The 24,395-nt window shown below is 58.5% G+C and carries 25 protein-coding genes; 16 read left to right on the top strand and 9 right to left on the bottom strand.

Annotated elements, in window-relative coordinates:
- Nucleotides 1-176 precede the first annotated feature (176 nt).
- The 5 genes from LCM21_RS16365 to LCM21_RS16345 all read right to left on the bottom strand — a co-directional run bounded on the left by LCM21_RS16365 (nucleotide 177) and on the right by LCM21_RS16345 (nucleotide 4,661).
- A complete protein-coding gene (locus LCM21_RS16365) occupies nucleotides 177-1,244 on the bottom strand; it encodes a HesA/MoeB/ThiF family protein (protein WP_224891559.1) in 1,068 nt (355 codons plus the stop codon).
- Nucleotides 1,244-1,699, bottom strand: coding sequence for a dUTP diphosphatase (gene dut, locus LCM21_RS16360; protein ID WP_224891558.1), 456 nt, complete (start codon nucleotides 1,697-1,699; stop codon nucleotides 1,244-1,246). The genes LCM21_RS16365 and dut overlap by 1 nt, the downstream gene beginning before the upstream one ends.
- Complete coding sequence (coaBC, locus tag LCM21_RS16355; protein ID WP_224891557.1) at nucleotides 1,699-2,910, bottom strand: bifunctional phosphopantothenoylcysteine decarboxylase/phosphopantothenate--cysteine ligase CoaBC; 1,212 nt, start codon at nucleotides 2,908-2,910, stop codon at nucleotides 1,699-1,701. The genes dut and coaBC overlap by 1 nt, the downstream gene beginning before the upstream one ends.
- A 63-nt stretch (nucleotides 2,911-2,973) precedes the next feature.
- Nucleotides 2,974-3,786, bottom strand: coding sequence for a ChaN family lipoprotein (locus tag LCM21_RS16350; RefSeq protein ID WP_224891556.1), 813 nt, complete (start codon nucleotides 3,784-3,786; stop codon nucleotides 2,974-2,976).
- Nucleotides 3,783-4,661, bottom strand: a complete 879-nt coding sequence (locus LCM21_RS16345; RefSeq protein WP_224891555.1) for an RNA polymerase factor sigma-32 — start codon at nucleotides 4,659-4,661, stop codon at nucleotides 3,783-3,785. The genes LCM21_RS16350 and LCM21_RS16345 overlap by 4 nt, the downstream gene beginning before the upstream one ends.
- 76 nt (nucleotides 4,662-4,737) lie before the next feature.
- On the opposite strand from LCM21_RS16345, the gene cobU reads away from it, so the two are divergent.
- The 4 genes from cobU to LCM21_RS16325 are packed head-to-tail and all read left to right on the top strand — an operon-like array spanning nucleotide 4,738 to nucleotide 8,360.
- Nucleotides 4,738-5,283, top strand: coding sequence for a bifunctional adenosylcobinamide kinase/adenosylcobinamide-phosphate guanylyltransferase (cobU, locus tag LCM21_RS16340; RefSeq protein WP_404818131.1), 546 nt, complete (start codon nucleotides 4,738-4,740; stop codon nucleotides 5,281-5,283).
- Nucleotides 5,280-5,858: a histidine phosphatase family protein gene (locus tag LCM21_RS16335; protein WP_224891554.1), complete on the top strand. Its 579-nt coding sequence runs from the start codon at nucleotides 5,280-5,282 to the stop codon at nucleotides 5,856-5,858. The genes cobU and LCM21_RS16335 overlap by 4 nt, the downstream gene beginning before the upstream one ends.
- Before the next feature lie 57 nt (nucleotides 5,859-5,915).
- Nucleotides 5,916-6,800 carry a glutathione S-transferase gene (locus LCM21_RS16330; protein ID WP_224891628.1) on the top strand — a complete coding sequence of 295 codons (885 nt, stop codon included), beginning with the start codon at nucleotides 5,916-5,918 and terminating at the stop codon, nucleotides 6,798-6,800.
- A gap of 45 nt (nucleotides 6,801-6,845) precedes the next feature.
- The gene (locus tag LCM21_RS16325) at nucleotides 6,846-8,360 is read left to right on the top strand and encodes a YifB family Mg chelatase-like AAA ATPase (protein ID WP_224891553.1); all 1,515 of its coding nucleotides are present in this window, start codon (nucleotides 6,846-6,848) and stop codon (nucleotides 8,358-8,360) included.
- Here LCM21_RS16325 and gshB read toward each other — a convergent pair.
- From gshB to rsmI, 3 genes are all read right to left on the bottom strand, one after another.
- The gene (gshB, locus tag LCM21_RS16320) at nucleotides 8,357-9,289 is read right to left on the bottom strand and encodes a glutathione synthase (RefSeq protein ID WP_224891552.1); all 933 of its coding nucleotides are present in this window, start codon (nucleotides 9,287-9,289) and stop codon (nucleotides 8,357-8,359) included. The genes LCM21_RS16325 and gshB overlap by 4 nt on opposite strands.
- Nucleotides 9,290-9,350: 61 nt before the next feature.
- The gene (locus LCM21_RS16315; RefSeq protein ID WP_224891551.1) at nucleotides 9,351-9,722 is read right to left on the bottom strand and encodes a YraN family protein; all 372 of its coding nucleotides are present in this window, start codon (nucleotides 9,720-9,722) and stop codon (nucleotides 9,351-9,353) included.
- 1 nt (nucleotide 9,723) lies between these two features.
- Nucleotides 9,724-10,581 (bottom strand): 16S rRNA (cytidine(1402)-2'-O)-methyltransferase, encoded by an 858-nt coding sequence (gene rsmI, locus LCM21_RS16310; RefSeq protein ID WP_224891550.1) that lies wholly within the window; start codon nucleotides 10,579-10,581, stop codon nucleotides 9,724-9,726.
- Nucleotides 10,582-10,667: 86 nt separating this feature from the next.
- On the opposite strand from rsmI, the gene LCM21_RS16305 reads away from it, so the two are divergent.
- Genes LCM21_RS16305 through murJ form a run of 3 tightly spaced genes read left to right on the top strand, consistent with a single transcriptional unit; the run spans nucleotide 10,668 to nucleotide 16,157 of the window.
- The gene (locus LCM21_RS16305; protein ID WP_224891549.1) at nucleotides 10,668-11,840 is read left to right on the top strand and encodes a penicillin-binding protein activator; all 1,173 of its coding nucleotides are present in this window, start codon (nucleotides 10,668-10,670) and stop codon (nucleotides 11,838-11,840) included.
- Complete coding sequence (locus tag LCM21_RS16300) at nucleotides 11,800-14,619, top strand: [protein-PII] uridylyltransferase (protein ID WP_224891548.1); 2,820 nt, start codon at nucleotides 11,800-11,802, stop codon at nucleotides 14,617-14,619. Before LCM21_RS16305 ends, LCM21_RS16300 begins: the two co-directional genes overlap by 41 nt.
- The gene (gene murJ, locus LCM21_RS16295; protein ID WP_224891547.1) at nucleotides 14,616-16,157 is read left to right on the top strand and encodes a murein biosynthesis integral membrane protein MurJ; all 1,542 of its coding nucleotides are present in this window, start codon (nucleotides 14,616-14,618) and stop codon (nucleotides 16,155-16,157) included. Before LCM21_RS16300 ends, murJ begins: the two co-directional genes overlap by 4 nt.
- Here murJ and LCM21_RS16290 read toward each other — a convergent pair whose 3' ends face one another.
- The gene (locus LCM21_RS16290) at nucleotides 16,158-16,844 is read right to left on the bottom strand and encodes a rhomboid family intramembrane serine protease (RefSeq protein WP_224891546.1); all 687 of its coding nucleotides are present in this window, start codon (nucleotides 16,842-16,844) and stop codon (nucleotides 16,158-16,160) included. It abuts the gene before it with no gap.
- Nucleotides 16,845-16,930: 86 nt separating this feature from the next.
- Here LCM21_RS16290 and trpS point away from each other — a divergent pair, with 86 nt between their 5' ends.
- From trpS to LCM21_RS16245, 9 genes are all read left to right on the top strand, one after another.
- Nucleotides 16,931-17,959, top strand: a complete 1,029-nt coding sequence (trpS, locus tag LCM21_RS16285) for a tryptophan--tRNA ligase (protein WP_224891545.1) — start codon at nucleotides 16,931-16,933, stop codon at nucleotides 17,957-17,959.
- A 58-nt stretch (nucleotides 17,960-18,017) separates the two neighbouring features.
- Nucleotides 18,018-18,881 (top strand): branched-chain amino acid aminotransferase, encoded by an 864-nt coding sequence (locus tag LCM21_RS16280; protein ID WP_224891544.1) that lies wholly within the window; start codon nucleotides 18,018-18,020, stop codon nucleotides 18,879-18,881.
- Nucleotides 18,882-18,946: 65 nt separating this feature from the next.
- A complete protein-coding gene (locus LCM21_RS16275; RefSeq protein WP_068338174.1) occupies nucleotides 18,947-19,402 on the top strand; it encodes a universal stress protein in 456 nt (151 codons plus the stop codon).
- Between the two features lie 8 nt (nucleotides 19,403-19,410).
- The gene (locus tag LCM21_RS16270; RefSeq protein ID WP_224891543.1) at nucleotides 19,411-20,004 is read left to right on the top strand and encodes a 2-hydroxychromene-2-carboxylate isomerase; all 594 of its coding nucleotides are present in this window, start codon (nucleotides 19,411-19,413) and stop codon (nucleotides 20,002-20,004) included.
- A 69-nt stretch (nucleotides 20,005-20,073) separates the two neighbouring features.
- Nucleotides 20,074-20,637 carry a NifU family protein gene (locus tag LCM21_RS16265; RefSeq protein ID WP_224891542.1) on the top strand — a complete coding sequence of 188 codons (564 nt, stop codon included), beginning with the start codon at nucleotides 20,074-20,076 and terminating at the stop codon, nucleotides 20,635-20,637.
- The gene (tsaB, locus tag LCM21_RS16260; protein WP_224891541.1) at nucleotides 20,627-21,211 is read left to right on the top strand and encodes a tRNA (adenosine(37)-N6)-threonylcarbamoyltransferase complex dimerization subunit type 1 TsaB; all 585 of its coding nucleotides are present in this window, start codon (nucleotides 20,627-20,629) and stop codon (nucleotides 21,209-21,211) included. The genes LCM21_RS16265 and tsaB overlap by 11 nt, the downstream gene beginning before the upstream one ends.
- Nucleotides 21,208-21,621, top strand: a complete 414-nt coding sequence (locus tag LCM21_RS16255; protein WP_224891540.1) for a GNAT family N-acetyltransferase — start codon at nucleotides 21,208-21,210, stop codon at nucleotides 21,619-21,621. Before tsaB ends, LCM21_RS16255 begins: the two co-directional genes overlap by 4 nt.
- A 159-nt stretch (nucleotides 21,622-21,780) precedes the next feature.
- Nucleotides 21,781-22,779 carry a BMP family lipoprotein gene (locus LCM21_RS16250; RefSeq protein ID WP_224891539.1) on the top strand — a complete coding sequence of 333 codons (999 nt, stop codon included), beginning with the start codon at nucleotides 21,781-21,783 and terminating at the stop codon, nucleotides 22,777-22,779.
- A gap of 85 nt (nucleotides 22,780-22,864) precedes the next feature.
- Nucleotides 22,865-24,394 (top strand): ABC transporter ATP-binding protein, encoded by a 1,530-nt coding sequence (locus tag LCM21_RS16245; protein ID WP_224891538.1) that lies wholly within the window; start codon nucleotides 22,865-22,867, stop codon nucleotides 24,392-24,394.
- Nucleotide 24,395 lies beyond the last annotated feature (1 nt).

Genomic DNA, 24,395 nt, shown 5'->3' with positions numbered 1-24,395 from the left:
ACAGACGTGACATGAGGGAGTGAAATAGCGGCTGCAGGTTAAGCAGCAGCAGAACTATCGCGACTGCGCTGGCGACGATCTTATCGCCAATCTGGAGACTGCCCCAAGCTGGGTGCTCCCGCCTCCGCAGCGCGCATCAAAGATGCGCCTTGGCGGCGTTGGGCCGGGCCGCGCGCTTACGCGCCCGGCGTCTGTGCCCGGTCTTCAGACCCTGCGCAGATCGGGCAATCGGCACGGCGTGACAGGCTGATCTTGCGGCTTTCGCCATAAAGCGCATCGTAGATCAGCATTTCACCCCGCAGAGCCTGGCCCGCACCGGTGATTACCTTTATCGCCTCAACCGCCATCATCGACCCTACCACACCGGGCAGAGGGCCAATGACCCCCGCCTCGGCGCAGGAGGGTGCAAGGCCGGGCGCAGGCGCCTCGGGGAAGATGCACTGATAGCATGGCGCTTCGTTGGCCGGGTCAAAGACGCTGAGCTGCCCCTCCCACTGCGACAGCGCACCGGAGATCAGCGGCTTACCCAGGGCTACGGCTGTACGGTTGGCGAGGTAGCGGGTTTCAAAATTGTCGGTGCCGTCAAGGATCACATCGAAATCCGCAAACAGATCGGATGCGATTTCATCGGTCAGCCTGCGGTTATAGGGCAGGACCGTAACCTTTGGGTTCTGCGCCAGCATTGCCTGTTGCGCCGAAAACACCTTGGGCATTCCGATATCGGCATCGCGGTGGATCACCTGCCGTTGCAGGTTGGCATTTTCGACCTCATCATCGTCGATCACGCCGATCGTACCCACCCCGGCAGCAGCCAGATATTGAAGGGCGGGCGCGCCCAGCCCGCCGGCCCCGATGACCAGCACCCTTGCCTGCTTCATCTGTTTCTGACCCGGCCCCCCCAGCTCGCGCAGGACGATGTGGCGGGCATAGCGCTCAAGCTCAGTTTCTGAGAACTGGCCGGATGGCGAAATACTCTGTTCCGACGTCGGTGCGGCGCGATTGCGCAGCGCCCTCAGAACCTGCCTGTATAGCAATATCAGCAGCGCGGCACCGCCCAGTAAAAGCCAAGGTGCCGCAGAACCACCCGTCGCCGCGCGCAAGGGGTGACTGACGGGCAAAACCAGCTGTGCCAGAACCACGCCCACCAACAGAACCGCAACAGACGTCATACGAGCCGTCCGGGACACGCCGGCAAGATAGCCGATACCCCAGAGAGCCGCCGCGAGGATCAGAACCAGCAGCATTAGCCGCGCCCGGTCGAGCCAAAGCCACCGGCACCGCGCGCGGTATCGCTGAGCGACTCGACTGCGTCGAACCGGGCCTGCACAACCGGCGCGACGACCAGTTGGGCAATCCGTTCACCATGGGTGATCTCGAATACCTCCTGCCCCGCGTTTAGAACAATCACGCCTAATGGGCCGCGATAGTCGCTGTCTATCGTGCCCGGTGTGTTGGGCAGCGTTATGCCGTGTTTGAGCGCAAGACCAGATCGCGGGCGCACCTGTACCTCAAACCCTTGCGGGATTTCGATACGCAAGCCAGTGGGCACCAAGGCACGCTGACCGGGTTCAAGCGTGATCGCCGCGCCGTCTGGCAGGTTGGCCCGAACATCTGCGCCAGCCGCACCCGTAGTTTCATAGGACGGCAGGGGGACCGTCGGATCAGCGCCTTCCTCGCGAATTACACGAATTGCAACCATCACTGCTCCTCTTGTTTGCTGATCAAAGCGTTAGCGATCTTGCGCGCCAATCGTTCTGCCACGGCGTCCTTACCCATACGGGGCCATTCTTCGGCACCCTTATCGGAAATCACGATCACCGCGTTCTCCGATCCGCCCATGATGCCCGTCGCCGGACTGACATCATTGGCAACGATCCAGTCGCAGCCCTTGCGGTCCCGTTTGGCTGTAGCGTGTTCGATCACGTCGTCGGTCTCAGCAGCAAAGCCTACAACCAGTGGTGGTCGTCCTGTTTTCAGGTGCGAGACGCGTTTGAGGATGTCCGGATTCTCAGCAAATTCCAGAGCTGGCATTCCGTCCCGGCTTTTCTTCAGCTTCTTGTCCGATGCTCCAACCACCCGCCAATCTGCAACCGCCGCAGCAAACACAGCCGCGTCAACCGGCAGCGCGGCGTCCACGGCATCTGACATCTGCTGTGCAGTTTCAACCCGCTTAACCTGAACACCATCTGGCGGCGCAACATCCGCAGGACCGGTCACAAATATCACTTCAGCACCCAGCCCTGCCAACGCCCGTGCAACAGCCGTTCCCTGCGCCCCTGATGATCGGTTGGCGATATAGCGCACCGGATCAATCGGCTCATGCGTTGGGCCCGAGGTCACGAGAACGCGCTTGCCGCGCAACGGGCCGGCGCCGAGTTCGGTTTCAATCGCCGCAACAATCTCTAGCGGTTCTGACATGCGACCGGGGCCGTATTCGCCGCAGGCCATGTCGCCCTCATTCGGGCCAACAAAGCGGACACCATCCGCTTGCAATTGTTTCAGATTTCTCTGAGTTGCCGGGTGATCCCACATCCGCACATTCATGGCGGGCGCGCACAAAACGCGCGTATCGGTCGCCATCAGCAACGTCGAGGCCAGATCATTTGCCAACCCTGCAACCATCTTGCCCATCAGGTCAGCAGTGGCCGGGGCCACAACGATCAAATCTGCTGAACGAGACAGCTGGATATGGCCCATCTCAGCCTCATCCGTCAGGTCGAAAAGGTCGCGATAGGTTTTCTCTCCGGCCAAGGCCGACACAGAAAGCGGTGTCACAAATTCTTCTGCCGCGCGGGTCAAGACAGGGGTCACCGATGCACCGCGTTCGCGCAAACGCCGGATCAGATCCAGCGATTTATAGGCCGCGATCCCACCGCCAATGATCAGCAGAATGCGTTTCGATGCCAGCATGTTGACCCCTTCCCGTCCAGCTCGGCCCTGACATTAGGCAAGCGGGCCGGACAGTTCCAGCGGTTAATTCTGCTGCTGAAACGCAAGACAAGGGTCTTCCCGTTCGACTACCGGACTATCAAGCACCGCGTCGAATTCACCCTCGATAACTCCATCCTCGGACTGGCCCAGCACAAATACCTTCAATCCCGGACGCAGGCGGGACAGGTAAGTGGGGATGCCACGATCCTTGCGCGCATGGCCATTGCCGGTAATCACCGCAATTGGCCCACCGGTTTCATCCGTAGCCCGCAAGACAGCCCGCGCCAGCACGGCATCCCGCAAACGCTGAATCGCCACCATTTGTGGCAGCGCACTTTCCGGAATTGCGTCGCAATGCGCGGCCAGCTGATCTGCCTCACGCGCGGCTTGTTCGGCAGGCGGAAGCGGGATGGTCAAACCAAACCGCGCGGCATCCGCACCCAAAGCGGTTGCCGCGCCGCGTTCCATCGCTGCCCGCGCCGCAGCACGCGGCACCATCGCGCCATAAATCGGTGCATCCGACGCCTGAAAAACCGGGTAATACATGCTGAGCGGTGGCCAGCCGGACTCGATCCATTTCAATATGCGTGCAAGCTCCTCGGGGTCGGACACCGCCTTGTTCGCAAGACGCTGCGCGCCTTCCTCGGTCACCATCTCCCATACGACCGCCGATGGCATGATGGCTTTCAACGCTTCTGCCTGAACGATGTGGTGCTGCGGGTTATCGTGTATTTCACCCAAGATAACCACATCCGATGATTTCATCGCGTTCAGAATGTCATTCGGAATGAGGTCGGCATGGCCAGGATTGGCCATAACCACAAGTGCACACAGCAGAATCGCAAATCGTTTCATGCGATGAAGTGTTGCACCTCGCGCGATTGAGCTTCAAGGTTCTTTCGCATTTTCACAAACGCTGCAGCCTCAAGCTGGCGTACCCGCTCCTTGGAAAGGCCAAGTTCCTTTCCCAAGCACTCCAGCGTCCGGGCCGGTTCGCGCAGTTTCCGCTCACGTACGATAAACCGTTCGCGGTCATTCAGCGCCTGCATGGCCGTCACCAACCATTCACGCAACTGTTCCGTATCATGGCTGTTTTCCACTGTCTCGGCAGCTTGCTCCCGATCATCTTCAAGGGCGTCAATCCACTCACGCCCATCTTCGTCCGTGGATTGAACGGCGTTCAGCGAGAAGTCAGAGCCGGACAGTCGGCCCTCCATCATTTCAACATCCCGCAAAGGCACGCCGATCTCGGTCGAAATCATCTGGTGCAGCTGGTGGCGATCCAGCTCAGTCCCTTCGGTGGCTGCTTCGCGCTCAAGCCGTGCCTGAACCCTGCGCATGTTGAAAAAGAGCGATTTTTGAGACGAGGTCGACCCTGTCCGCACCATCGACCAGTTGCGCATCACGTAGTCCTGAATGCTCGCCTTGATCCACCAGACCGCATAGGTGGAAAAGCGCACACCGCGGTCCGGGTCGAATTTGTCCGCAGCTTTCATCAAACCCAACCCCGCCTCCTGGATCAGGTCATTCATGGGTGCGCCGTAGCGCTTGAATTTCGCCGCCATGGAAATAGCTAGCCGCATGTAAGCGGTGATCAGACGATGCAACGCTTGTTCGTCGCGGTCGTCTCGCCAAGCATATGCAAGTTTCAATTCGGTCTCTGCGTCCAGCAGTTCGGCCTTCATTGCTTGCCGGGACATCGAGAAATCGTTCGCATTGTCGAGTGCCATTGAAATCTCTCCTTATTTACAGGCGCGAGCCGGGCTTGTTTTACCGACTTGAAATAGGTACGCAGAAAACGACCGGGTGGATCACCAGAAAGGCTATGCAGTGTATCCGGATTTGACCTTTGTGCTGGGTGGCGCGGCCTCGGGAAAGTCGTCATATGCCGAACAACTTGTTGTATCTTCTGGGAAAAAGCGTTCGTACATCGCCACATCACAAGTGTTTGATGATGAGATGCGCAACAAGGTTCAACGCCATATCGCACAGCGCGGGGGTAGTTGGACGACCATTGAGGCACCCTTTGATCTGGCGCCCGCACTGTGTGACCTGACCGCGAATGATATCTGCCTGATCGATTGCGGAACCATGTGGCTAACCAATCATCTTCTTGCCGAAAACGATCTGGAACAGGCGCAGACTAAACTGCTCCAAGACCTTGCCTCTTGCGGCGCGCCTGTTGTGATAGTGTCAAACGAGGTCGGGCACGGCATTGTCCCGGACAACGCGCTGGCCCGCCGGTTCCGCGAGGCTCAGGGCCGGCTGAACATCGCGTTGGCCGCGCAGGCGGATCTGGTTGTGCAGGTGACTGCCGGGTTGCCGTTGGTCCTGAAAGGGCATTTGCCATGACACGTCTTCATCTTGTTCGTCACGGCCCAACCCACGCTAAATCAATGGTTGGATGGTCCGACTTGCCTGCGGACCTAAGCGATCATGCGGCCATCGCGCGGCTGAAAGGGCATCTGCCGGCTGAGGCGCTGGTCATATCGTCCGACCTTTCACGCGCTGCCGACACCGCCTCGGCCATTCAGGGCCAGCGGCAAAGGCTGCCGCATCATCCCGACTTGCGAGAGATTCATTTCGGCACGTGGGAGCTACGCGGGTTCAAAGAGATCGAAGCAGAAGACCCCGATCTTGCCTTTGCCTATTGGGACAATCCGGGTGACGTTCGCCCCCCGAACGGTGAAACCTGGAATGAGGTTCGGGCCAGGGTCGATGCCGTGATAGACCGGCTGATAGTAGACCACTCTGGACGCGACCTGGTTATCGTGGCCCATTTCGGTGTCATCCTGACACAGGTTCAGCGTGCCCTTGGCATCGAAGCGCAGGAGGTGTTTGGCCATCGCATCGACAACCTTTCCGTTACAGACATAACCCATCACGGCGATCGCTGGTCAGTGGGGCGGATCAATCACTGCCCGTGATCACAGCCCGCACAAATAACTGATTTAATGAACGATCCTTACGTGCCATCGTCAGGTATGACTTATGATTTGTATATCGGCGACCGCCTGTTTTCCAGCTGGTCGATGCGTGGCTGGTTGATGCTGGAAAAGTTCAGCCTGCCCTACCGAAGCCACATGATTGGCTTGTATTCCGGCACCATGGCCGAAGATATGAAACCCCTTGCCCCGGCCCGTCTTGTGCCAGCATTGCGTTTGCCCGATGGAACGGTCGTAGGCGAAAGCCTCGCCATGGCGGAAACACTGGCAGAACGGCACCCCGAGGCCGGGCTGTGGCCCAAGGACCCTGCTGCCCGGGCAACCGCGCGATGGCTTTGCGCCGAGATGGTTGCCGGGTTTAACGCCTTGCGCGGAGAATGCCCTATGCAATTGATCCAGTGTTGGCAGGGTTTTCAGCCATCCTCTAAGACGTTGGCGGATTTGGCACGGATCGAAACCCTGTGGTCCCACGCCCGCACCGTATCGGGCGCGGAAACCGGCCCGCTGTTCGGCAGCTATTCCCTGGTCGATGTTTTCTATACACCGGTAGCCGCCCGGATCATCGGGTACGGCCTGCCGGTTTCAGAAGCCAACCGCGCGTACTGCCTAGAGCTGTTGTCAGACATCTCGGTACGGCAATGGCGTGCCATGGGTCTGACGGTTGCTTATGACCCCGTTCCCTATGCGTTGGATTTGCCGTCACGGGCGTGGCCAATAGGCGATCAGTCGGATGCACGCCCAGTCGAGGGGACAGATTCCGTCAACGACACATGCCCCTATTCGGGCAAGCCGATCACTCACGTACTTGAATTGGACGGCCAACGCTGGGGCTTTTGCAACCGGTTCTGCCGGGACAAAACCGTTGCAGACCCCGGCGCCTGGCCAGAATTCGCATCAATGATCACCGGCATTAACCATTCTTAAACCGCGACCATGGCAGCAACGACCTGTTAACCAAAAAGGTCGTTCATGGTCACCCGTTCTCACACTGTCGCTTTCCAAGGTGTCGATGCCCGCCCGGTCGAGGTGCAATGCGCCGTCTCACCGGGCTTGCCGGCGTTTTCCATCGTCGGCCTGCCCGACAAGGCGGTGTCCGAGGCGCGCGACAGAGTTCGCAGTGCGCTCAGTTCGATGGCCATTGCGCTGCCCTCAAAGCGCATCACCATCAACCTCTCACCCGCCGATCTGCCAAAAGAAGGTAGCCATTTCGATCTACCCATTGCCGTGGCCTTGTTGTCGGCGCTTGAAATCATTCCTGCCGACGCCGCCGAAGGTACGGTATCGCTGGGCGAATTGTCATTGGATGGCTCACTTGTGCCCGTCCTCGGGGCGCTGCCCGCGGCTATGACTGCCGCGGCCGAGGATCGCAGCCTGCTTTGCCCGCGCGCGTCAAGCGCCGAAGCTGCTTGGGTGGATGCTACTCAGGTGATCGGTGCAGAGTCTCTTGGCGATGTCGTGCGCCATTTCTCGGGCCAGTCGCCTTTGCCCGTGGCCAAACCCGGAGAGGTTAGTCTTGCGTCCAGCACCCGGGACCTGCGCGATGTTAAAGGTCAAGAACGGGCCAAGCGCGCCCTTGAAATTGCGGCCGCCGGGCGCCACCACCTGATTATGATCGGCACGCCAGGGTCCGGCAAATCTATGCTGGCTGCGCGACTGCCGGGTATTCTACCACCGCTTACCCCGGTCGAGGCGCTGGAAACCTCAATGATTCAATCCCTTTGTGGGCTGCTGGATGAAGGCGGTATCAGCCGCAGCCGCCCGTTCAGGGAACCACACCATACCGCGTCGATGGCTGCCATCGTTGGCGGCGGCAAGGGCGCAAAGCCGGGCGAGATTTCGCTGGCTCATAATGGCGTGTTGTTCATGGATGAGTTTCCAGAATTCCCCCGCACGGTGCTGGAAACCCTGCGCCAGCCTATCGAAACCGGCGAGGTCATGGTGGCCCGCGCCAACGCCCATGTGAAATATCCCTGCCGGTTCATGCTGGTGGCTGCGGCCAACCCCTGCAAATGCGGGTATCTGACCGATCCTGCCCGCGCCTGCTCGCGCGCGCCGGTCTGCGGCGAAGACTACCTTGGCCGAATCTCCGGCCCCCTTATGGACCGGTTCGACCTGCGGATTGAGGTCCCGCCAGTCGGGTTTACCGACCTCGACCTGCCGCCTTCCGGCGACAGTTCAGCCACTGTTGCGGCACGTGTTGAACAGGCAAGGTCAATTCAGGCCGACCGTTTTCGGGAAACGCCCGCAACCCGCCAAAACGCGGATGTCGAGGGCAACGTTCTCGAGGAAATCGCCGCCCCGGACGCAGAGGGGAAAGAACTGTTGTTGAAAGCTGCCGAGCGTTTTGGCCTGTCAGCCCGCGCCTTTCATCGCATCCTGCGGGTCGCGCGCACAATCGCTGATCTCGATGGCGAAAGGGATGTCAAACGACCGCATGTCGCAGAGGCGCTGAGCTTTCGCATCAGCGCCAAGATCGCGTCTTAGACTTTGGCCTCAATCGCCTGCCATATCTTTTCAGCAATGTTGACGCCGTCAAACCGTTCAAGTTCCTGAATACCGGTTGGCGATGTGACGTTGATCTCGGTCAGATAATCGCCAATCACGTCGATCCCCACAAAAATCTGCCCTTTTTCCCTCAGCAGGGGGCCAATTGCGGCACATATCTCCTGATCGCGCTCTGACAGGCCAATCTTTTCCGGGCGACCCCCCACATGCATGTTCGAACGGGTCTCGCCCGCGGCCGGAACGCGGTTGATTGCGCCGACAGCTTCGCCATCCACAAGGATCACACGCTTGTCGCCGTTGCTTACATCAGGCAGGAATTTCTGCACGATCAAAGGCTCACGCGAGAAACCCGTGAACAACTCGTGCAGCGAGGTCAGGTTGCGATCGTTTGCGTCAAGCCGAAACACACCTGCGCCACCGTTGCCATAAAGCGGCTTCAGAATGACGTCACCGTGCCTTTCCTTGAACGCTTTGATCGTCTGAAGATCGCGCGCAATCGTTGTCGGCGGGGTCAATTCAGGGAAGTCCAGAACCAACAGCTTTTCAGGGTAGTTCCGCACCCAGAACGGATCATTGACCACCAGCGTCTTCCCTTTAAGGCGATCCAGAATATGGGTCGACGTAATGTAATGCATATCAAACGGTGGGTCCTGACGCAGCCAGACCACATCAAAATCCGCCAGATCAACTTCACGTTCAGACCCGAGCACGGCTGGATTGCCTGCAACGCGCTGGACCTTCATGTCATGACCGCGCGCGGTAATCCGTCCTTCCTGATAGGCGAGGTGATCCGGGCTGTAGAAAAACAGCGTATGGCCGCGGGCCTGTGCCTCTTCGGCCAAACGGAAAGAGCTGTCTGCGTTGATATCCACGGCCCCGATCGGGTCCATCTGAAAGGCGATTTTCATGGCGTGTCCCTCAGTTTCTCGCCCGTTACATGGCCCAGCGCGACCGGGGGTTCAATGGGGATCACGCGGTGCCGAACGCGTTTTCTATAATTTGAACGGCACCGCTGCCATCCACCAACGCAACATCAAACCGAACATTTGTCAGTTGACCACGAGGTTCGCTGCCTAAAAACGCAGCGGCCGAGGCACAGATGCGATCAATCTGACGCTGGCTGATCCGGGCGGCTGCCATGTCGAACCTGGTGCTTTTCTTGACCTCGATGAACACCAGGTCTTCACCGTCGCGTGCGATCAGGTCAATTTCACCACCCGCGCCACGCCAGCGTCGATGCGCGATAGAAAAGCCGCGGCGTTCGTAGTCGGTTGCAACCCTTAACTCCGCCGCTTGCCCTGCGTGGTAAGAGACCGAGCTTCGGACGGATCGCGCTGTCATGTCATCCTTTCCCAAGCTTCAAGGCTTTTTGATAGATCGGTCGCCGCGGCAGTTTGAACATCTCAGATACCAGGTCCGCCGCATCCCTGACCGAGTGGGTTTCAAGGGCTCGTTTCAAAGCATCTTCTACGTCGGATTCGTTAACAGATTGCGAATGTCCGCGATCTACAAGCAGCACAATCTCGCCTTTGAGTGTCTGGCCTTGCAATTCAGCCGCCAATTGGCCCAGAGTGCCGCGCCGGACCTCTTCGAATTTCTTGGTTAATTCGCGGCACATCGCGGCGCTGCGGTCTTCACCCAACACCTCGGCCAAGTCCGAAAGACAGGCCGCCACGCGCTTTGGCGATTCGTAGAACACGAGCGTTCCCGGCACGTCGCGCAAGGCTTCGATGCGGGTTCGTCGCGCGCCAGAGGCGTTTGGCAGAAAACCGGCAAAAAAGAATGCGTCCGTTGGCAACCCTGCAAGCGTCAGTGCCATCAAGGCTGCGGACGGTCCCGGTGCGCAGGTTACAAGATGCCCGGCCTCCGCGGCCTGTCGCCCCAGATCATAGCCGGGATCGGCAATCAACGGCATCCCGGCTTCCGATGCATAGGCCACCGACTTTCCTTCCGCGAGCGCATCCAGAACCTTTCCGCGCGCCGCGGCACCGCTGTGATCGTGGTATGCCTGAATACGCCGGCCTTCCAGTGGGATTCCGTGAATTTCCATCAAACGGCGTAGGCTACGCGTATCTTCGGCCGCAATAACGTCAGCCGACGCCAGCACGTCCAGCGCCCTTAGCGTGATATCGCGCGCAGCCCCGATTGGCGTGGCAACAAAATACAGGCCGGCGCCCAAACTGACTTTTTGGAAATTCAAAGCTGGACCCTCACAGCGTGACGTTTATTATCCCGAGCAACAGAGCGGCGGTCCCCTAGCCGCCCGGACAGGGAGTTTTCATTCAGATGTTTAGCCTTTGCAAGCCCGTTCGCAAACTGGTGCGTACAGCCGCCGTTCTGGCAACCGCCGCATTTTTGGCCGCTTGCGAAGTCGGCACCATTGGCGGCGGCCCTTCGATCGATACCTCCGACCCCGTGCCTGTTGCCTTGTTGGTCCCTGCGGGATCAGGGCAAGCCGGTGACGCCGCGTTGGCGCGCAGCCTGGAAAACGCGGCTCGGCTTGCTATTGCGGATTTGCCGAATGTTCAGATCGATTTGCGCGTTTATGACACGCGGGGCAGCTCAAATACAGCTGCGGCGGTTGCGCAGCAGGCGGTGGCAGACGGAGCGAAGATCATACTTGGGCCTGTGTATGCGCAGGCTGCAAATTCTGCAGGCATTGCGGCGCTGAGCAACAACGTGAATGTACTGTCCTTTTCGAACAACACCAGCATTGCAGGCGGCAATGTGTTCGTGCTGGGGCCAACTTTCGACAATACAGCCAACCGTCTTGTCAGTTTTGCCGGATCGCAAGGCAAATCCAACATGGTCATCGTTCATAGCAACGATGCTGCCGGGCGGTTGGGTCAAGCTGCCATTTCCAATGCACTTGGTGGCAGCCGTGTGAACAATGCGGGCTCGGTGGGCTATGACCGTTCTCAGCAAGGTGTCATCAACTCGGTCCCGTCAGTCAAAGCAACCGTAGATGCGTCTGGTGCGGACTCCCTGTTTCTGACAGCAACCACTGCCGGCGCATTGCCGCTTTTTACGCAATTACTGCCCGAAGCAGGCGTTTCACCGGCGAATACACAGTTTATCGGTCTGACGCGCTGGGACATCCCGCCACAAACTTTGGACCTGCCGGGGGTCCAGGGTGGGTGGTTTGCTCTGCCGGACCCATCCAAAGCACAGGCATATCGGCAGCGGTATAACAATACCTATGGCGAAGCCCCGCACCCGATCAGCGGTTTGGCCTATGATGGTATCGCTGCAATCGCCGCCTTGGTCAGTCAAGGAAGGTCCAACGCACTCACCGCTTCGGCGCTGACACAAAACGCTGGTTTCCAGGGTGTCGGCGGTATATTCCGCCTGCGGCCAAACGGTACCAATGAACGCGGTCTGGCCGTCGCCACGATCCAGAATAAACAGGTAGTAGTGATTGACCCTGCCCCACAAAGCTTCTCCGGCGCCGGTTTCTGATCTACCGGCTCTGACGCTTGCCCCAAGGGGTGAGTTGATCTGTCCGGCCGATGAAATTTTCGACAGCAACGCCGTCCTGGCGCAGCTGTCGGATGCTTTCGAGAAAATTTCAGACAATGTCGCACGGCGGCAAGAGACTGTGCGCATTCTGCGTGACGTCCAGAAAGCTGGGCGCAAGGCGATTGCCGATGCTTTTACCGAACGCCCGTTTGATGCGCGGCCACTGACCCGTTCCTACACCTATCTGACTGACGGGCTGATCTGTACCGCCATGAAGGTTTCGAGCGAGGATCTGCACCCTCTGGCCACACCCACGCAAGGCGAAAAGATCGCTGTGTTGGCGGTGGGCGGTTATGGGCGCGGCGAGATGGCGCCCTCATCCGACGTAGACCTGCTGTTTCTGACGCCCTACAAAATCACGGCATGGGCCGAAAGCGTGATCGAATCCATGCTTTACATCTTGTGGGATTTGCGGCTGAAGGTTGGCCATTCGTCGCGCACGATAAAAGACTGCCTGCGTCTTGGTGCCGATGATTTCACGATCCGAACGGCCATGTTGGAGCAGCGTTACCTGGCCGGTGACACCAAGCTTGCGGCGAATCTGGAAAAACGCTTGAAATCCGATCTGTTCAAGGGAACCGAGCGTCAGTTTATCGAAGCCAAACTGAAAGAACGCGATGAACGGCATATAAAGCAGGGCCAGCGCTATGTGGTCGAGCCCAACGTGAAAGAGGGCAAAGGCGGCTTGCGAGACCTGCAATCCCTATACTGGATTGCCAAGTATATTTACGGGGTTCAGGATGTGGCCGAATTGGTGCCGTTGGGCCTCTTCACGCCTGAAGAGTTCAGAACATTTGTTCAGGCCGAAGATTTCCTGTGGGCCGTGCGGGCACATCTTCATCTTGTTACGGGGCGCGCCACCGAACAGCTGACATTTGACCAACAGGTCGAGGTGGCAAAAAGGATGGGCTACGAAGACCGGGCCGGACGCCGCGCGGTCGAGGTGTTCATGCAACGCTATTTCCGAGAGGCAACCTATGTCGGCGATCTGACCCGTATTTTTCTGACCAAACTCGAAGCCTCGCATCTGAAGGGCGAGGCTTTGCTTGAGCGTATTTTTCGCCGTCGCCGTCGGATCAAGGCGGGCTACAAGGTGGTGCATGGACGTCTGGATGTAGCCGACCCCGAGACATTCCTGTCGGACAAGCTGAACTTGCTGCGCCTGTTCGAAGAAGGCTTACGCACGGGTATGCTGATACACCCGGATGCGATGCGGCTTGTCAGCGCGAACCTGAACCTGATTGACGAGGAAATGCGCGAAAACAAAGAGGCGCGGCGCATCTTTCTTGATCTTATGCTCAAGCATGGCAACCCCGAACGCGCCTTGCGGCGGATGAACGAGTTGGGTGTCTTGTCGGCCTTTCTGCCAGAATTTGAGCCTATTGTGGCGATGATGCAGTTCAACATGTATCACAGCTATACCGTGGATGAGCATATCATTCAGTGTATCGTCAACCTTGCCCAGATCGAACGCGGAGAGCTGGTCGAGACACTGCCGCTGGTCTCGTCGATCCTGAAAGGCGGCGTCAATCGCAAGGTACTGTACGTGGCCTTGTTGCTGCATGACATTGCCAAGGGCCGCGCCGAAGATCACTCGATCCTTGGTGCGCAGATCGCCCGCAAGGTTGCCCCGCGGCTGGGTCTGAACAAATCGGATTCGGAAACCGTAGAATGGCTGGTGCGCTATCACCTTTTGATGTCGGACATGGCGCAAAAACGCGACATTTCAGACCCGCGCACTGTGCGGGACTTTGCCAAGGCGGTACAGACCGTCAAGCGGCTGGACCTGTTAACCGTTCTGACGGTTTGCGACATTCGTGGCGTGGGGCCGAATACCTGGAACAACTGGAAAGCTACCCTGCTGAGGGCGCTGCACGCTGAAACCAAGCGCGCCCTCGAAACCGGGATGGAGGACCTGAACCGCGCCAATCGCGGCACCGTGGCGAAAAAGGCGCTGCGGGCCGAGCTTGCAAACTGGTCCAAGTCTGACCTCAAGGCTGAAACCGCGCGGCATTACGCGCCGTATTGGCAGGGTTTGAACGTCTCGACCCACGTAGAATTTGCCGAGATGTTGCGATCGCTGGAAATCAGCGGTGACCCGGGCGAAATGGAAATCCGGCTACATCCGGACGAAGACCGCGATGCAACACGGGCCTGCTTTGCGATGGGCGATCACCCCGGCATTTTTGCGCGGATCGCCGGGGCCTTGGCACTGGTCGGGGCAAATGTGGTCGACGCCCGCAGCTATACCACGAAAGACGGTTATGTGACCGATGTGTTCTGGATTCAGGATGCCGAAGGCCGGCCTTTCGAATCCAGCCGCCTGCCGCGCCTGACCCAGATGATCCACAAGACGCTGAGGGGCGAGGTCGTCGCGCAGGATGCGTTGAAGTCGCGCGACAAGATCAAGAAACGCGAACGCGCCTTCAACGTGCCGACCCACATCACATTCGACAATGACGGATCGGAAATCTACACGATTATCGAAGTCGACACCCGCGACCGTCCCGGCCTGCTTTATGATCTGGCCCGTACGCTGGCGGCGGCCAATGTTTATATCGCCAACGCGGTGATCGCGACCTATGGCGAACAGGTGGTGGACACGTTCTACGTCAAGGATATGTTCGGGCTGAAATACTATTCGAAAAGCAAACAGCGCGCGCTTGAGGATAAGCTGCGCAAAGCCATTACCGAAGGCGCCGAGCGCGCAGCCTCATGAAGCAGATCCGTCTGTTTTCAGGCCTGTTCACGGTCGGCTTCTGGACCCTGGCCAGCCGGATACTGGGCTTTCTACGGGAAATCCTGCTGACCGCCTATATCGGGCCGGGTCCGGTGATGGACGCCTTTGTCGCCGCCTTCCGCCTGCCCAACATGTTTCGCAGGTTCTTTGCCGAAGGCGCGTTCAACGCAGCTTTTGTACCGATGTTTTCAAAACGGCTGGAGGGGGAAGAAGACGCCGAAGGCTTTGCGCAGGACGCATTCAACCTGCTTGCCATCGCCGTTCTGGCTTTGGTCGGGTTGGCGATGGTGTTCATGCCCGGGTTGGTCTGGATCACGGCCGAGGGGTTTTATGGCGATGAAAGGTTCGACCTGGCGGTGGGCTACGGGTACGTGGTCTTTCCCTACATCCTGTTCATGTCGCTTGCAGCGCTGTTTTCTGGTGTTCTGAACGCCACTGGTCGCTTTGCTGCCGCGGCCGCCGCGCCGGTGCTGCTGAACATATTCGCCTGTAGCGCCCTCATCGCCGGAGCAGCTGCCGGCGGAGAGGTAATCCGTTGGCTGATCACCGTGATCCCGCTGGCCGGAGTTGCGCAACTGGCATTGGTTTGGGTGGCGACCGAACGTGCAGGGTATCGCATACGCCCCGGCATTCCCAAACTCAGCCCGGAAATGCGCCGTATGGTCCGTATCGCCGTTCCGGCTGCACTGGCCATGGGGGTAACGCAGGTCAATCTTGTGGTGGGGCAATTGGTAGCCTCAAAAACCGAAAAGGCCGTAAGTTGGCTGTTCGCAGCAGACCGACTTTACCAACTACCCCTTGGCGTGGTGGGCATTGCGGTCGGGATCGTGCTGCTACCTGATCTGTCTCGTCGCTTGCGGGCCGATGACAAAGACGGAGCCCGAAATGCGCTTTCACGTGCGGGTGAGTTCACGCTGTTACTGACGATACCGTCAACGGTGGCTTTTGTGATCTTACCTAACCCGTTGGTGTCGGTCCTGTTCGAACGCGGGCAGTTTACTGCGCAGGATACCACGGCCACAGCGCTGGCTGTTGCGATCTATGGTATCGGCTTGCCTGCATTCATGCTGCAAAAGCTGCTGCAACCGCTTTATTTCGCGCGTGAAGATACGCGAACACCGTTCCACTATGCGGTTGTGGCGATGATCGTGAATGCGGTGCTGGCATTCGGCCTTTTTCCACTGGTGGGCTGGATTGCTCCGGCCATTGCAGCCTCGGCCGCCGGTTGGGCGATGGTAGGTCTGCTGTTCCTTGGCGCGCGGCGTATGGGTGAGGAGGCACGCTTTGACGATCGCTTCAAACACCGGGCATGGCGCATCGTTGCTGCGTCGCTGGGCATGGGTGCCATCCTATATGCAGGCATTCACCTGTTCGGCTGGACCTTCGATCTACCGGGATGGCGATACCTGGCGCTGATCATTACGATCAAGGTTGCAGCAGCCGCCTATTTCTTCCTTGGTCACCTGCTTGGTGCTTTTGAGCTGTCTGAGTTCAAAAAGGCGTTGCGGCGGTCGTGATCAGTCGCGGCGAATGCGCCGCACGATCCGTGCCCAGCCGCCGGGTGCCAAAAAGAAAGACAGGCAGAACCCCGTGGCAAAACCACCCAAATCGGCCACCCAGTCGGACGTGCCGCCAAACAACAAACCGAACAGCAGTTGGATGCCCATCAGGACTGCAATCAGGCTGAACGCGCGCGATTGGTTTTCCCCGACCAGCGATAGCTTGCGCCACAGCAGCCAAGTGAACGCGCCGATCAGGCCGTACACGGGCGGGAATCCCCCTACCAGTGGATAGTTGGGGTCCAGCAAAAGCGCGTAGGCCAGTGCTCCGCCGACGCCTGACAGAACGAAGATCACAAGCATCTGAACCCCGCCAAAGACCTCGGCCACCATCTTGCCCATCGCCAGCACAAACACACAAACAAAGATGGCCTGCGTGAAACTGCCCGAGACAAACGGATAGGTCACGAAACGGATGACATGCTCAATCGGCCAGCGCCCGTTCTCGATCATCCAGTAGAAGATATCGGGCGAAAAAGAATAGCTTTGCAACGCGTCCAGCCGCCACCCCACTGCCGAGGGGCCGCCGACCAATCCACGTGCACCGAGGGTAAAGGCCAGCTCCACCCCCATGATAAACAGGGTCAAAGCCACCACGACAGGCGGCAAAGGGTTCACGGCGGGTGTATAATGCTCACTGCTCATTGGGCTGGCCTTTCACGGCTGTTGACGTCCCTTAACCTCATGGGTAAGCGACGGGGGCTGATTTTTCCAGACGGGAGTTCCCTTCGATGACCGAAACCCAGTTCACACCACGCGTGTTTTCCGGCATCCAGCCGTCGGGAAACCTGCATCTTGGCAACTACCTTGGTGCCCTCAAGCGTTTTGTGGACATGCAGGGACCGGAGAAAGAGACCGTCTACTGCATGGTCGATCTTCACGCGATCACCGTCTGGCAGGACCCCAAGGAACTGGCGCATTCCACGCGCGAACTGTGTGCAGGCTTCATCGCCGCCGGCATCGACCCGGAACAGTCGATCCTGTTCAACCAGTCCCAGGTGCCCGAACACACCCAATTGGCGTGGATCTTCAACTGTGTCGCGCGCATGGGCTGGATGCAGCGCATGACCCAGTGGAAGGACAAGGCGGGCAAGAACCAGCAGAACGCCTCGTTGGGCCTGCTTGCCTATCCGTCGCTGATGGCGGCTGACATTCTGGTCTATCACGCAACCCATGTGCCTGTGGGCGACGACCAGAAACAGCATCTTGAACTGACCCGCGACATCGCGATCAAGTTCAATAACGATTTCGGCGTTGATTTCTTCCCGATCACCGAACCCGTGATCGAAGGCGCAGCCACACGCGTCATGAGCCTGCGGGATGGATCAAAAAAAATGTCGAAATCCGATCCGTCAGATATGAGCCGGATTAATATGACCGACGATGCCGATACCATCGCCAAGAAAATCCGCAAGGCCAAGACCGACCCCGATGCCCTGCCATCTGAGGTAGACGGCCTGTCGGAACGCCCCGAAGCCCGCAATCTGGTGAACATCTACGCTGCCCTCAGCAATCAGACCACCGAAGAGGTGCTGGCCGAAGTCGGCGGAAAACAGTTCGGTGAATTCAAGCCGATGCTGGCCGATCTGGCAGTCGCAAAACTGTCGCCAATCTCAACCGAAATGGCCCGTCTGATGGGTGAAGAGGCCGAGATTGACCGGATTCTGGCCAAAGGCGCGGACAAAGCCCGCGCAATTGCAGCCCCGATCTTGCGGCAGACCTACGAAATCGTAGGCATGGTTGGCGCAAAACAGGGTTGATTGCGCTGGACGTTGCCGCGACGTCTTCCTAGGTTGCGCAAAAGCTTGGGAGGGCGTCATGGCAGTCGGCAAGAATATCCGCACTTATTTCGAAGGTCAGTGGCACGATGGGGATGCCCCGATCATGCGCGCGGCCGATCACGGCGCCTGGCTGGGATCATCAGTCTTTGACGGGGCACGCTATTTTGACGGCATGGCCCCGGATCTTGAGGCGCATTGTGCACGCGTGAACCGCTCGGCCGAGGCGCTGATGCTGACACCGTTTGTGACGACAGAGCAGATGGTTGAGATCACCAAGGAGGGGCTAGCTTCCTATGGTCCGGACGCAGCCGTTTACATCCGCCCGATGTACTGGGGTATCGACGGCGACGCGACGGCCATCGTTCCAATGGAAGACAGCACCGGTTTTGCCATCTGTCTTGAGGAAATCCCAATGGCGCCCGAGACAGCCTCGGTCACGCTGGGATACACGCGGTTCCGCCGCCCGGTTCTGGAATCCGCTGTGGTTAACGCCAAGGCCGGATGCCTTTACCCCAACAACGCGCGCATGCTGAAAGAGGTCCGCGGAAGGGGGTTCACGAACGCTTTGGTGGCTGACGCCATGGGGAATGTAGCCGAAACCGCAACTGCCAACATCTTCATGGTCCGTGACGGAGAGGTTTTCACCCCTATCCCAAACGGCACTTTTCTGGCCGGTATTACCCGCGCGCGCCACATCCAAAACCTGCGCGCTGACGGGGTCAAGGTGCACGAATCGGTCCTTGGATTTGATGACTTCCACAAGGCGGACGAAGTCTTCATGACTGGCAACATGAACAAAATTACACCGGTCACAGCACTTGAGGATACGCGGTTTCAAGTCGGCCCAATCGCCCGCCGCGCGCGGGAAATGTACTGGGATTGGGCCCTAAGCACCCGCTGACCACGCTTTAGTTGCCAGTCCGCAATTGGTCGGGCATGATCGCCGGAAATGAACAAGGACACTTCATGCGCAAATTTCTGGTTGTTCTGGATGACAGTCGCGAATGCTTGAACGCGATGCGCTTCGCTGCCATGCGCGCGGCCCATACTGGCGGCGGTGTGACCATCCTGTCCGTAATCCCTCCAGATGAATTCAATCATTGGATCGGAGTGGCCGAGGTGATGCGCGAAGAGGCGCGCGAGCGTATCCACGCCCATTACGAAGTGTTCGCCAAGTGGATGCGCGACAAACAGAATATCGACCCTGAACTTGCGATCCGCGAAGGTGAACCGGTTGCCCAAATTATCGAGCATGTGCGGTCAGACCCCGAAATCGGCGTTCTGGTTCTGGGTGCTGGCGTCGACAAGAAAGGTCCAGGTCCCCTTGTCACGCAGCTGACCAAGAACTCGGGCAGCCTGCCGATCCCGATCACCATTGTCCCCGGTGATCTGAGCAAGGAAAAACTGGAAGAAATAACCTGAGACAACCCATGACAAACAAGATTGAGTTCTGGTTCGAGTTCGCTTCGACCTATTCTTACCTGAGTGCGATGCGGATCGAAGAGCTTGCGGCTCAGCACGGCGTTGCTGTTGAATGGCGCCCTTTCCTGCTTGGCCCGATTTTCGCGGCGCAGGGATTGGACAATACCCCGTTCAATATCTACCCTGACAAAGGCCGATATATGTGGCGTGATATGGAACGGTTAACCGCACAGCGAGGCCTTGCATTCACCCGCCCCGACCCGTTTCCCCAGAATGGGCTGAAGGCTGCGCGGCTGGTTTTGGCGATCAAAGACCAATCTCAAAAAGCGGCGTTTATCCGGGCTGTTTATACTGCTGAATTTGCCGAAGGTCGGAACATTTCAGACGACAAGGTGCTGATCGCCTGCCTCACCCAAGTTGGCCTGGCCGCTGAAACACTGAATCAGTGCCAGGAACCCGCGATCAAGGCCGCGCTGATGGAGCAAACGAAAACGGCCCAGGCAAAGGGCATTTTCGGAGCCCCCAGCTTTTTCGTGGGGGATGAGCTGTTCTGGGGCGATGACCGGCTGGATGATGCAATTCAACTTGCGGCAGAAGTTTAGAACCGTTCCAAATCTTGACTTCCTCAGCCCTGACCCGCATATCAGGAGCATCTGTAACGGAGCCATGACATGTTCATCCAAACCGAATCCACACCGAACCCCGCAACGCTCAAATTCCTGCCCGGTCAAACGGTGCTCGAGGCCGGTACCGCGGACTTCCCTTCGGCCGAAGCCAGCGAGAAATCGCCCCTGGCACGACGGATATTCACGGTGAACGGCGTGACAGGCGTTTTCTTTGGCAATGATTTCATAACCGTGACCAAATCTGAAAGCGTTCAGTGGGATCACATTAAACCTGCTATCTTGGGTGCCGTGATGGAACATTACCAATCCGGTCAACCGGTTATGGATTCCGAAGCGACGACCAATTCGGGTCACGCTGAACACTCGGGTGAAGACGCGGAAGTTGTTAATCAGATCAAGGATCTGCTGGATACCCGCGTGCGGCCAGCCGTGGCCCAGGATGGCGGTGATATCACCTTTCATGGCTTCGACCGCGGCGTTGTTTATCTGCATATGCAAGGGGCCTGCGCGAACTGCCCGTCTTCGACCCTTACATTGAAGATGGGGATCGAGAACCTGTTGCGTCACTACATCCCCGAAGTGACCGAGGTGCGCCCTGTTGCCGTCTGATCCGCTCATTTTGGCGTTTGACACATCGGCCGCGCATTGCGCGGCCGCTTTGTTGCAGGGTGACGAAGTAATCGCATCCCAAACCGAGGCTATGTCACGCGGACAGGCTGAACGACTGATGCCTTTGCTTGAGGAACTTCTGGCCGAGGCGGGCTGCACGTGGTCCGACCTCACGGCTATCGGCGTCGGTATAGGACCGGGGAACTTCACGGGCATCCGAATATCGGTGTCTGCCGCGCGAGGGCTTGCGCTTGGCCTCGGGATTCCAGCCGTTGGGGTTTCAGGCTTCGATGCGCTGGCCGAAATTGGGCATGAGCTGCCCGCAATCCGTGCTCCGCGCGGCCAAGTCTATATCGCGCTGCCCGGGCAAGAACCGACGCTGATGGCACAGGAAAAGGCAGAATCGTTCGGGCCTTTGATCCTGAACGACTCTCCCGAACAGCAGGTTCGCGCAATTGCCCGCCTGACACTTCAAAGATGGCCCACGGTGACCGAGCCGCCAGCACCGCTGTATCTGCGACCTGCCGATGCTGCACCGTCAAAAGACACGCCACCGGTTTTGCTGGACGGATGACCCCACAAGAGATGGCGAGCACCCACGCGGCGGCATTCACCCGATCCCGCCCATGGACGGCCGAAGAGTTCAGTGATCTTTTGGCCAACCGGTTTACCTATGCCGTTGGTAATGCTTGTTGTTTTTCCGTTTTTCAAGTCATCGCGGATGAGGCTGAACTGCTGACAATCGCCACGCGCCCCAACCATCAACGTCAAGGTCTGGCCTTGCGTTGCATGCAGGACTGGCAGGCGCGTGCCCGGCAACTTGGTGCAACTCGGGCTTTTCTAGACGTTGCGGCAGACAATGAACCGGCAATCGCGCTCTACAAACGCTGCGGGTTCGCGCCCTGCGGTCGTCGTAAGGGCTACTATATGTCTGAAAACGGAACAAAAATCGACGCTATCGCTATGGCGCGCATGCTCACCTAAGCGATATTTCTGTTTTTTTTCGACCAAACGGTCAAAAACCTATTGACCACATCGGTTGCAAACAGCCTTAATTCCCGCCATCACAACAATTATGCTCGCTCGCAGCGGGTAATCGCGGCTATCGTGGCCTCGATCAACAAAAACAAACGGGAGTATGAAATGAGCCTGATGAAATCCTTGATGGGTGCAGCCGCCGCCGTTGCGCTGACCGCAGGTGCAAGTTTGGCCGAGCCAGCCCTGATCTTTGACCTGGGCGGCAAGTTCGACAAATCGTTCAACGAAGCCGCACATAACGGCGCGCAACGTTGGGCGGAACAAACCGGTCAAACCTATCGCGAAATCGAACTTCAATCCGAAGCCCAGCGGGAACAAGCGCTGCGCCGCTTCGCCGAAGCGGGTGCGAACCCGATCATCACCATGGGTTTTGCGATGGCCGATCCATTGGCTGCGGTTGCCGGTGATTACCCGAACACCAAGTTTGTTGCCGTTGACGTGAACTGGCTGGATGCACCGAATATTCGCCAGGTCAGCTTTGCCGAACACGAAGGCTCTTACCTTGTTGGGATGATGGCGGCGATGGCGTCCAAATCCGGAACCGTTGGATTCATCGGTGGGATGGACATACCCCTGATCCGTCATTTTGGCTGCGGCTATGCGCAGGGCGCCAAGGCGGTGAACCCGGATGTGAACATCATTGCAAATATGACAGGCACGACCCCTGCAGCCTGGAATGACCCTGTCAAAGGGTCCGAGTTGACTAAAGCACAAATCAGCCAGGGCGCGGACGTGATCTACGCTGCGGCCGGTGGTACCGGCGTTGGTGTTCTGCAAACTGCCGCTGATGAAGGCATCCTGTCGATCGGAGTGGACAGCAACCAGAACCATTTGCACCCGGGCCAGGTTCTGACCTCGATGCTGAAGCGCGTGGACGTTGCCGTTTATGACGCGATGAAGGCAGGTGAAGACGTTCAAACCGGCGTATTCACCATGGGTCTGGCGGAAGAAGGCGTTGGTGTCGCGATGGACGAAAACAACGCTGAACTGGTCACCGAAGAGATGAGCGCAGCCGTTGCAGACGCACGCAGCGACATCATCAATGGCAATATCACGGTGGTCAGCTATTACGAAAACGACAGCTGCCCGGCACTGCAGTTCTGATATCGCGCGGGGCGGTGGTGATCCTCCGCCTCGCATCCACTTCGCCGCGCAATGGGCGCGGCCCTTCGGCTATTGAGGACAAGACATGACAGTCCCCGCCATTGAGCTCAAAGGGATTTCCAAAGCCTTTGGGCCAGTCCAGGCCAACAAGGACATTTCCATCAGCGTCGCCCCCGGTACCATTCATGGGATCATCGGTGAAAACGGCGCGGGCAAGTCAACGCTGATGAGTATTCTCTACGGCTTTTACAAGGCCGACAAAGGTGAGATTTGGATCAACGGCACCAAGACCGACATCCCCGACAGCCAGGCGGCAATCGCGTCCGGCATCGGGATGGTGTTCCAGCATTTCAAACTGGTCGAGAATTTCACCGTACTGGAAAACATCGTTCTGGGCGCCGAGGATGGCGGCATGCTCGCCCCGTCGCTGGCAAAGGCGCGGAAGGAACTGAAAGCCCTGGAAGAAGAATACGAGCTGTTCGTAGACCCGGACAAGCGCATTGATGAAATCGGCGTGGGCCGGCAACAGCGCGTCGAAATCCTCAAGGCGCTTTATCGCCAGGCCGAGATTCTGATTCTGGACGAGCCCACAGGTGTTCTGACCCCGTCCGAGGCCGATCAGCTTTTCCGAATTCTTCATCGCCTGCGCGAAGAGGGCAAGACGATTATTCTGATCACGCACAAACTGCGCGAGATCATGGAAGCCACCGATACCGTTTCCGTCATGCGCCGTGGTCAGATGACGGCAACCGTGAAAACCGCAGAAACCAGCCCGCAGGAGCTGGCAGAACTGATGGTGGGCCGGAAAGTCCTGTTGCAGGTGGATAAGGTTCCGGCACAACCCGGCAAACCCATTCTCGAGGTTGAGAACCTGCGGGTGGTCGACGAAGCGGGTGTGGAGCGCGTCAAGGGAATCGACCTGACAGTGCGCGCAGGCGAGATTGTCGGCATCGCTGGCGTCGCGGGTAATGGCCAGTCCGAGCTGCTTGAGGTGTTGGGCGGCATGCGCCCCGGTCAGGGGACGATCAGGTTGAACGGCACACCGCTGGCACTTTCAGGGCATGGGTCTGACGGTCAGGCCCGGCGGGCACAAGGCATTGCTCACGTACCCGAAGACCGGCAGCGCGAGGGTCTGATCATGGATTTCCACGCGTGGGAGAATGTGGCGTTCGGCTATCACCGCGACCCGGCTTACAAACGCGGTCTGTTCATGGACAATGCCGCCCTGCGCGCCGATACGGAACGCAAGATTGAAAAGTTTGATGTGCGCCCGCCCAATGCCTGGCTGACCGCGAAAAACTTTTCGGGTGGCAACCAGCAGAAAATCGTCGTCGCACGTGAGATCGAGCGCAACCCCGACCTGCTGCTGGTCGGTCAGCCCACCCGAGGCGTGGATATCGGCGCGATCGAGTTCATTCACAAACAAATCGTTGCGCTGCGTGATCAGGGGAAGGCAATCCTGCTGGTCTCGGTCGAGCTGGAGGAGATCTTCTCGCTGTCGGATCGGATCGCGGTGATGTTTGACGGACATATCATGGGCGAGCGTCTGCCCCATGAGACGGATGAAAAAGAACTGGGCCTGCTCATGGCCGGTGTTGCGGGAGAGGCCGCGTAAC

The sequence above is a fragment of the Ruegeria profundi genome, from assembly GCF_020171505.1.
In the GTDB taxonomy this organism is placed as follows: domain Bacteria; phylum Pseudomonadota; class Alphaproteobacteria; order Rhodobacterales; family Rhodobacteraceae; genus Ruegeria; species Ruegeria profundi.
This window is presented reverse-complemented; position numbering and strand designations above follow the sequence as displayed.

What these genes read in the sequence shown, in the direction of transcription:
- LCM21_RS16365 (WP_224891559.1), bottom strand. Translation starts at nt 1,244, where the DNA reads ATGCTGCTGGTTCTGATCCTCGCGGCGGCTCTCTGGGGTATCGGCTAT.
- dut (WP_224891558.1), bottom strand. Translation starts at nt 1,699, where the DNA reads ATGGTTGCAATTCGTGTAATTCGCGAGGAAGGCGCTGATCCGACGGTC.
- coaBC (WP_224891557.1), bottom strand. Translation starts at nt 2,910, where the DNA reads ATGCTGGCATCGAAACGCATTCTGCTGATCATTGGCGGTGGGATCGCG.
- LCM21_RS16350 (WP_224891556.1), bottom strand. Translation starts at nt 3,786, where the DNA reads ATGAAACGATTTGCGATTCTGCTGTGTGCACTTGTGGTTATGGCCAAT.
- LCM21_RS16345 (WP_224891555.1), bottom strand. Translation starts at nt 4,661, where the DNA reads ATGGCACTCGACAATGCGAACGATTTCTCGATGTCCCGGCAAGCAATG.
- LCM21_RS16335 (WP_224891554.1), top strand. Translation starts at nt 5,280, where the DNA reads ATGACACGTCTTCATCTTGTTCGTCACGGCCCAACCCACGCTAAATCA.
- LCM21_RS16330 (WP_224891628.1), top strand. Translation starts at nt 5,916, where the DNA reads ATGACTTATGATTTGTATATCGGCGACCGCCTGTTTTCCAGCTGGTCG.
- LCM21_RS16325 (WP_224891553.1), top strand. Translation starts at nt 6,846, where the DNA reads ATGGTCACCCGTTCTCACACTGTCGCTTTCCAAGGTGTCGATGCCCGC.
- gshB (WP_224891552.1), bottom strand. Translation starts at nt 9,289, where the DNA reads ATGAAAATCGCCTTTCAGATGGACCCGATCGGGGCCGTGGATATCAAC.
- LCM21_RS16315 (WP_224891551.1), bottom strand. Translation starts at nt 9,722, where the DNA reads ATGACAGCGCGATCCGTCCGAAGCTCGGTCTCTTACCACGCAGGGCAA.
- LCM21_RS16305 (WP_224891549.1), top strand. Translation starts at nt 10,668, where the DNA reads ATGTTTAGCCTTTGCAAGCCCGTTCGCAAACTGGTGCGTACAGCCGCC.
- murJ (WP_224891547.1), top strand. Translation starts at nt 14,616, where the DNA reads ATGAAGCAGATCCGTCTGTTTTCAGGCCTGTTCACGGTCGGCTTCTGG.
- LCM21_RS16290 (WP_224891546.1), bottom strand. Translation starts at nt 16,844, where the DNA reads ATGAGCAGTGAGCATTATACACCCGCCGTGAACCCTTTGCCGCCTGTC.
- trpS (WP_224891545.1), top strand. Translation starts at nt 16,931, where the DNA reads ATGACCGAAACCCAGTTCACACCACGCGTGTTTTCCGGCATCCAGCCG.
- LCM21_RS16280 (WP_224891544.1), top strand. Translation starts at nt 18,018, where the DNA reads ATGGCAGTCGGCAAGAATATCCGCACTTATTTCGAAGGTCAGTGGCAC.
- LCM21_RS16275 (WP_068338174.1), top strand. Translation starts at nt 18,947, where the DNA reads ATGCGCAAATTTCTGGTTGTTCTGGATGACAGTCGCGAATGCTTGAAC.
- LCM21_RS16270 (WP_224891543.1), top strand. Translation starts at nt 19,411, where the DNA reads ATGACAAACAAGATTGAGTTCTGGTTCGAGTTCGCTTCGACCTATTCT.
- LCM21_RS16265 (WP_224891542.1), top strand. Translation starts at nt 20,074, where the DNA reads ATGTTCATCCAAACCGAATCCACACCGAACCCCGCAACGCTCAAATTC.
- LCM21_RS16255 (WP_224891540.1), top strand. Translation starts at nt 21,208, where the DNA reads ATGACCCCACAAGAGATGGCGAGCACCCACGCGGCGGCATTCACCCGA.
- LCM21_RS16250 (WP_224891539.1), top strand. Translation starts at nt 21,781, where the DNA reads ATGAGCCTGATGAAATCCTTGATGGGTGCAGCCGCCGCCGTTGCGCTG.
- LCM21_RS16245 (WP_224891538.1), top strand. Translation starts at nt 22,865, where the DNA reads ATGACAGTCCCCGCCATTGAGCTCAAAGGGATTTCCAAAGCCTTTGGG.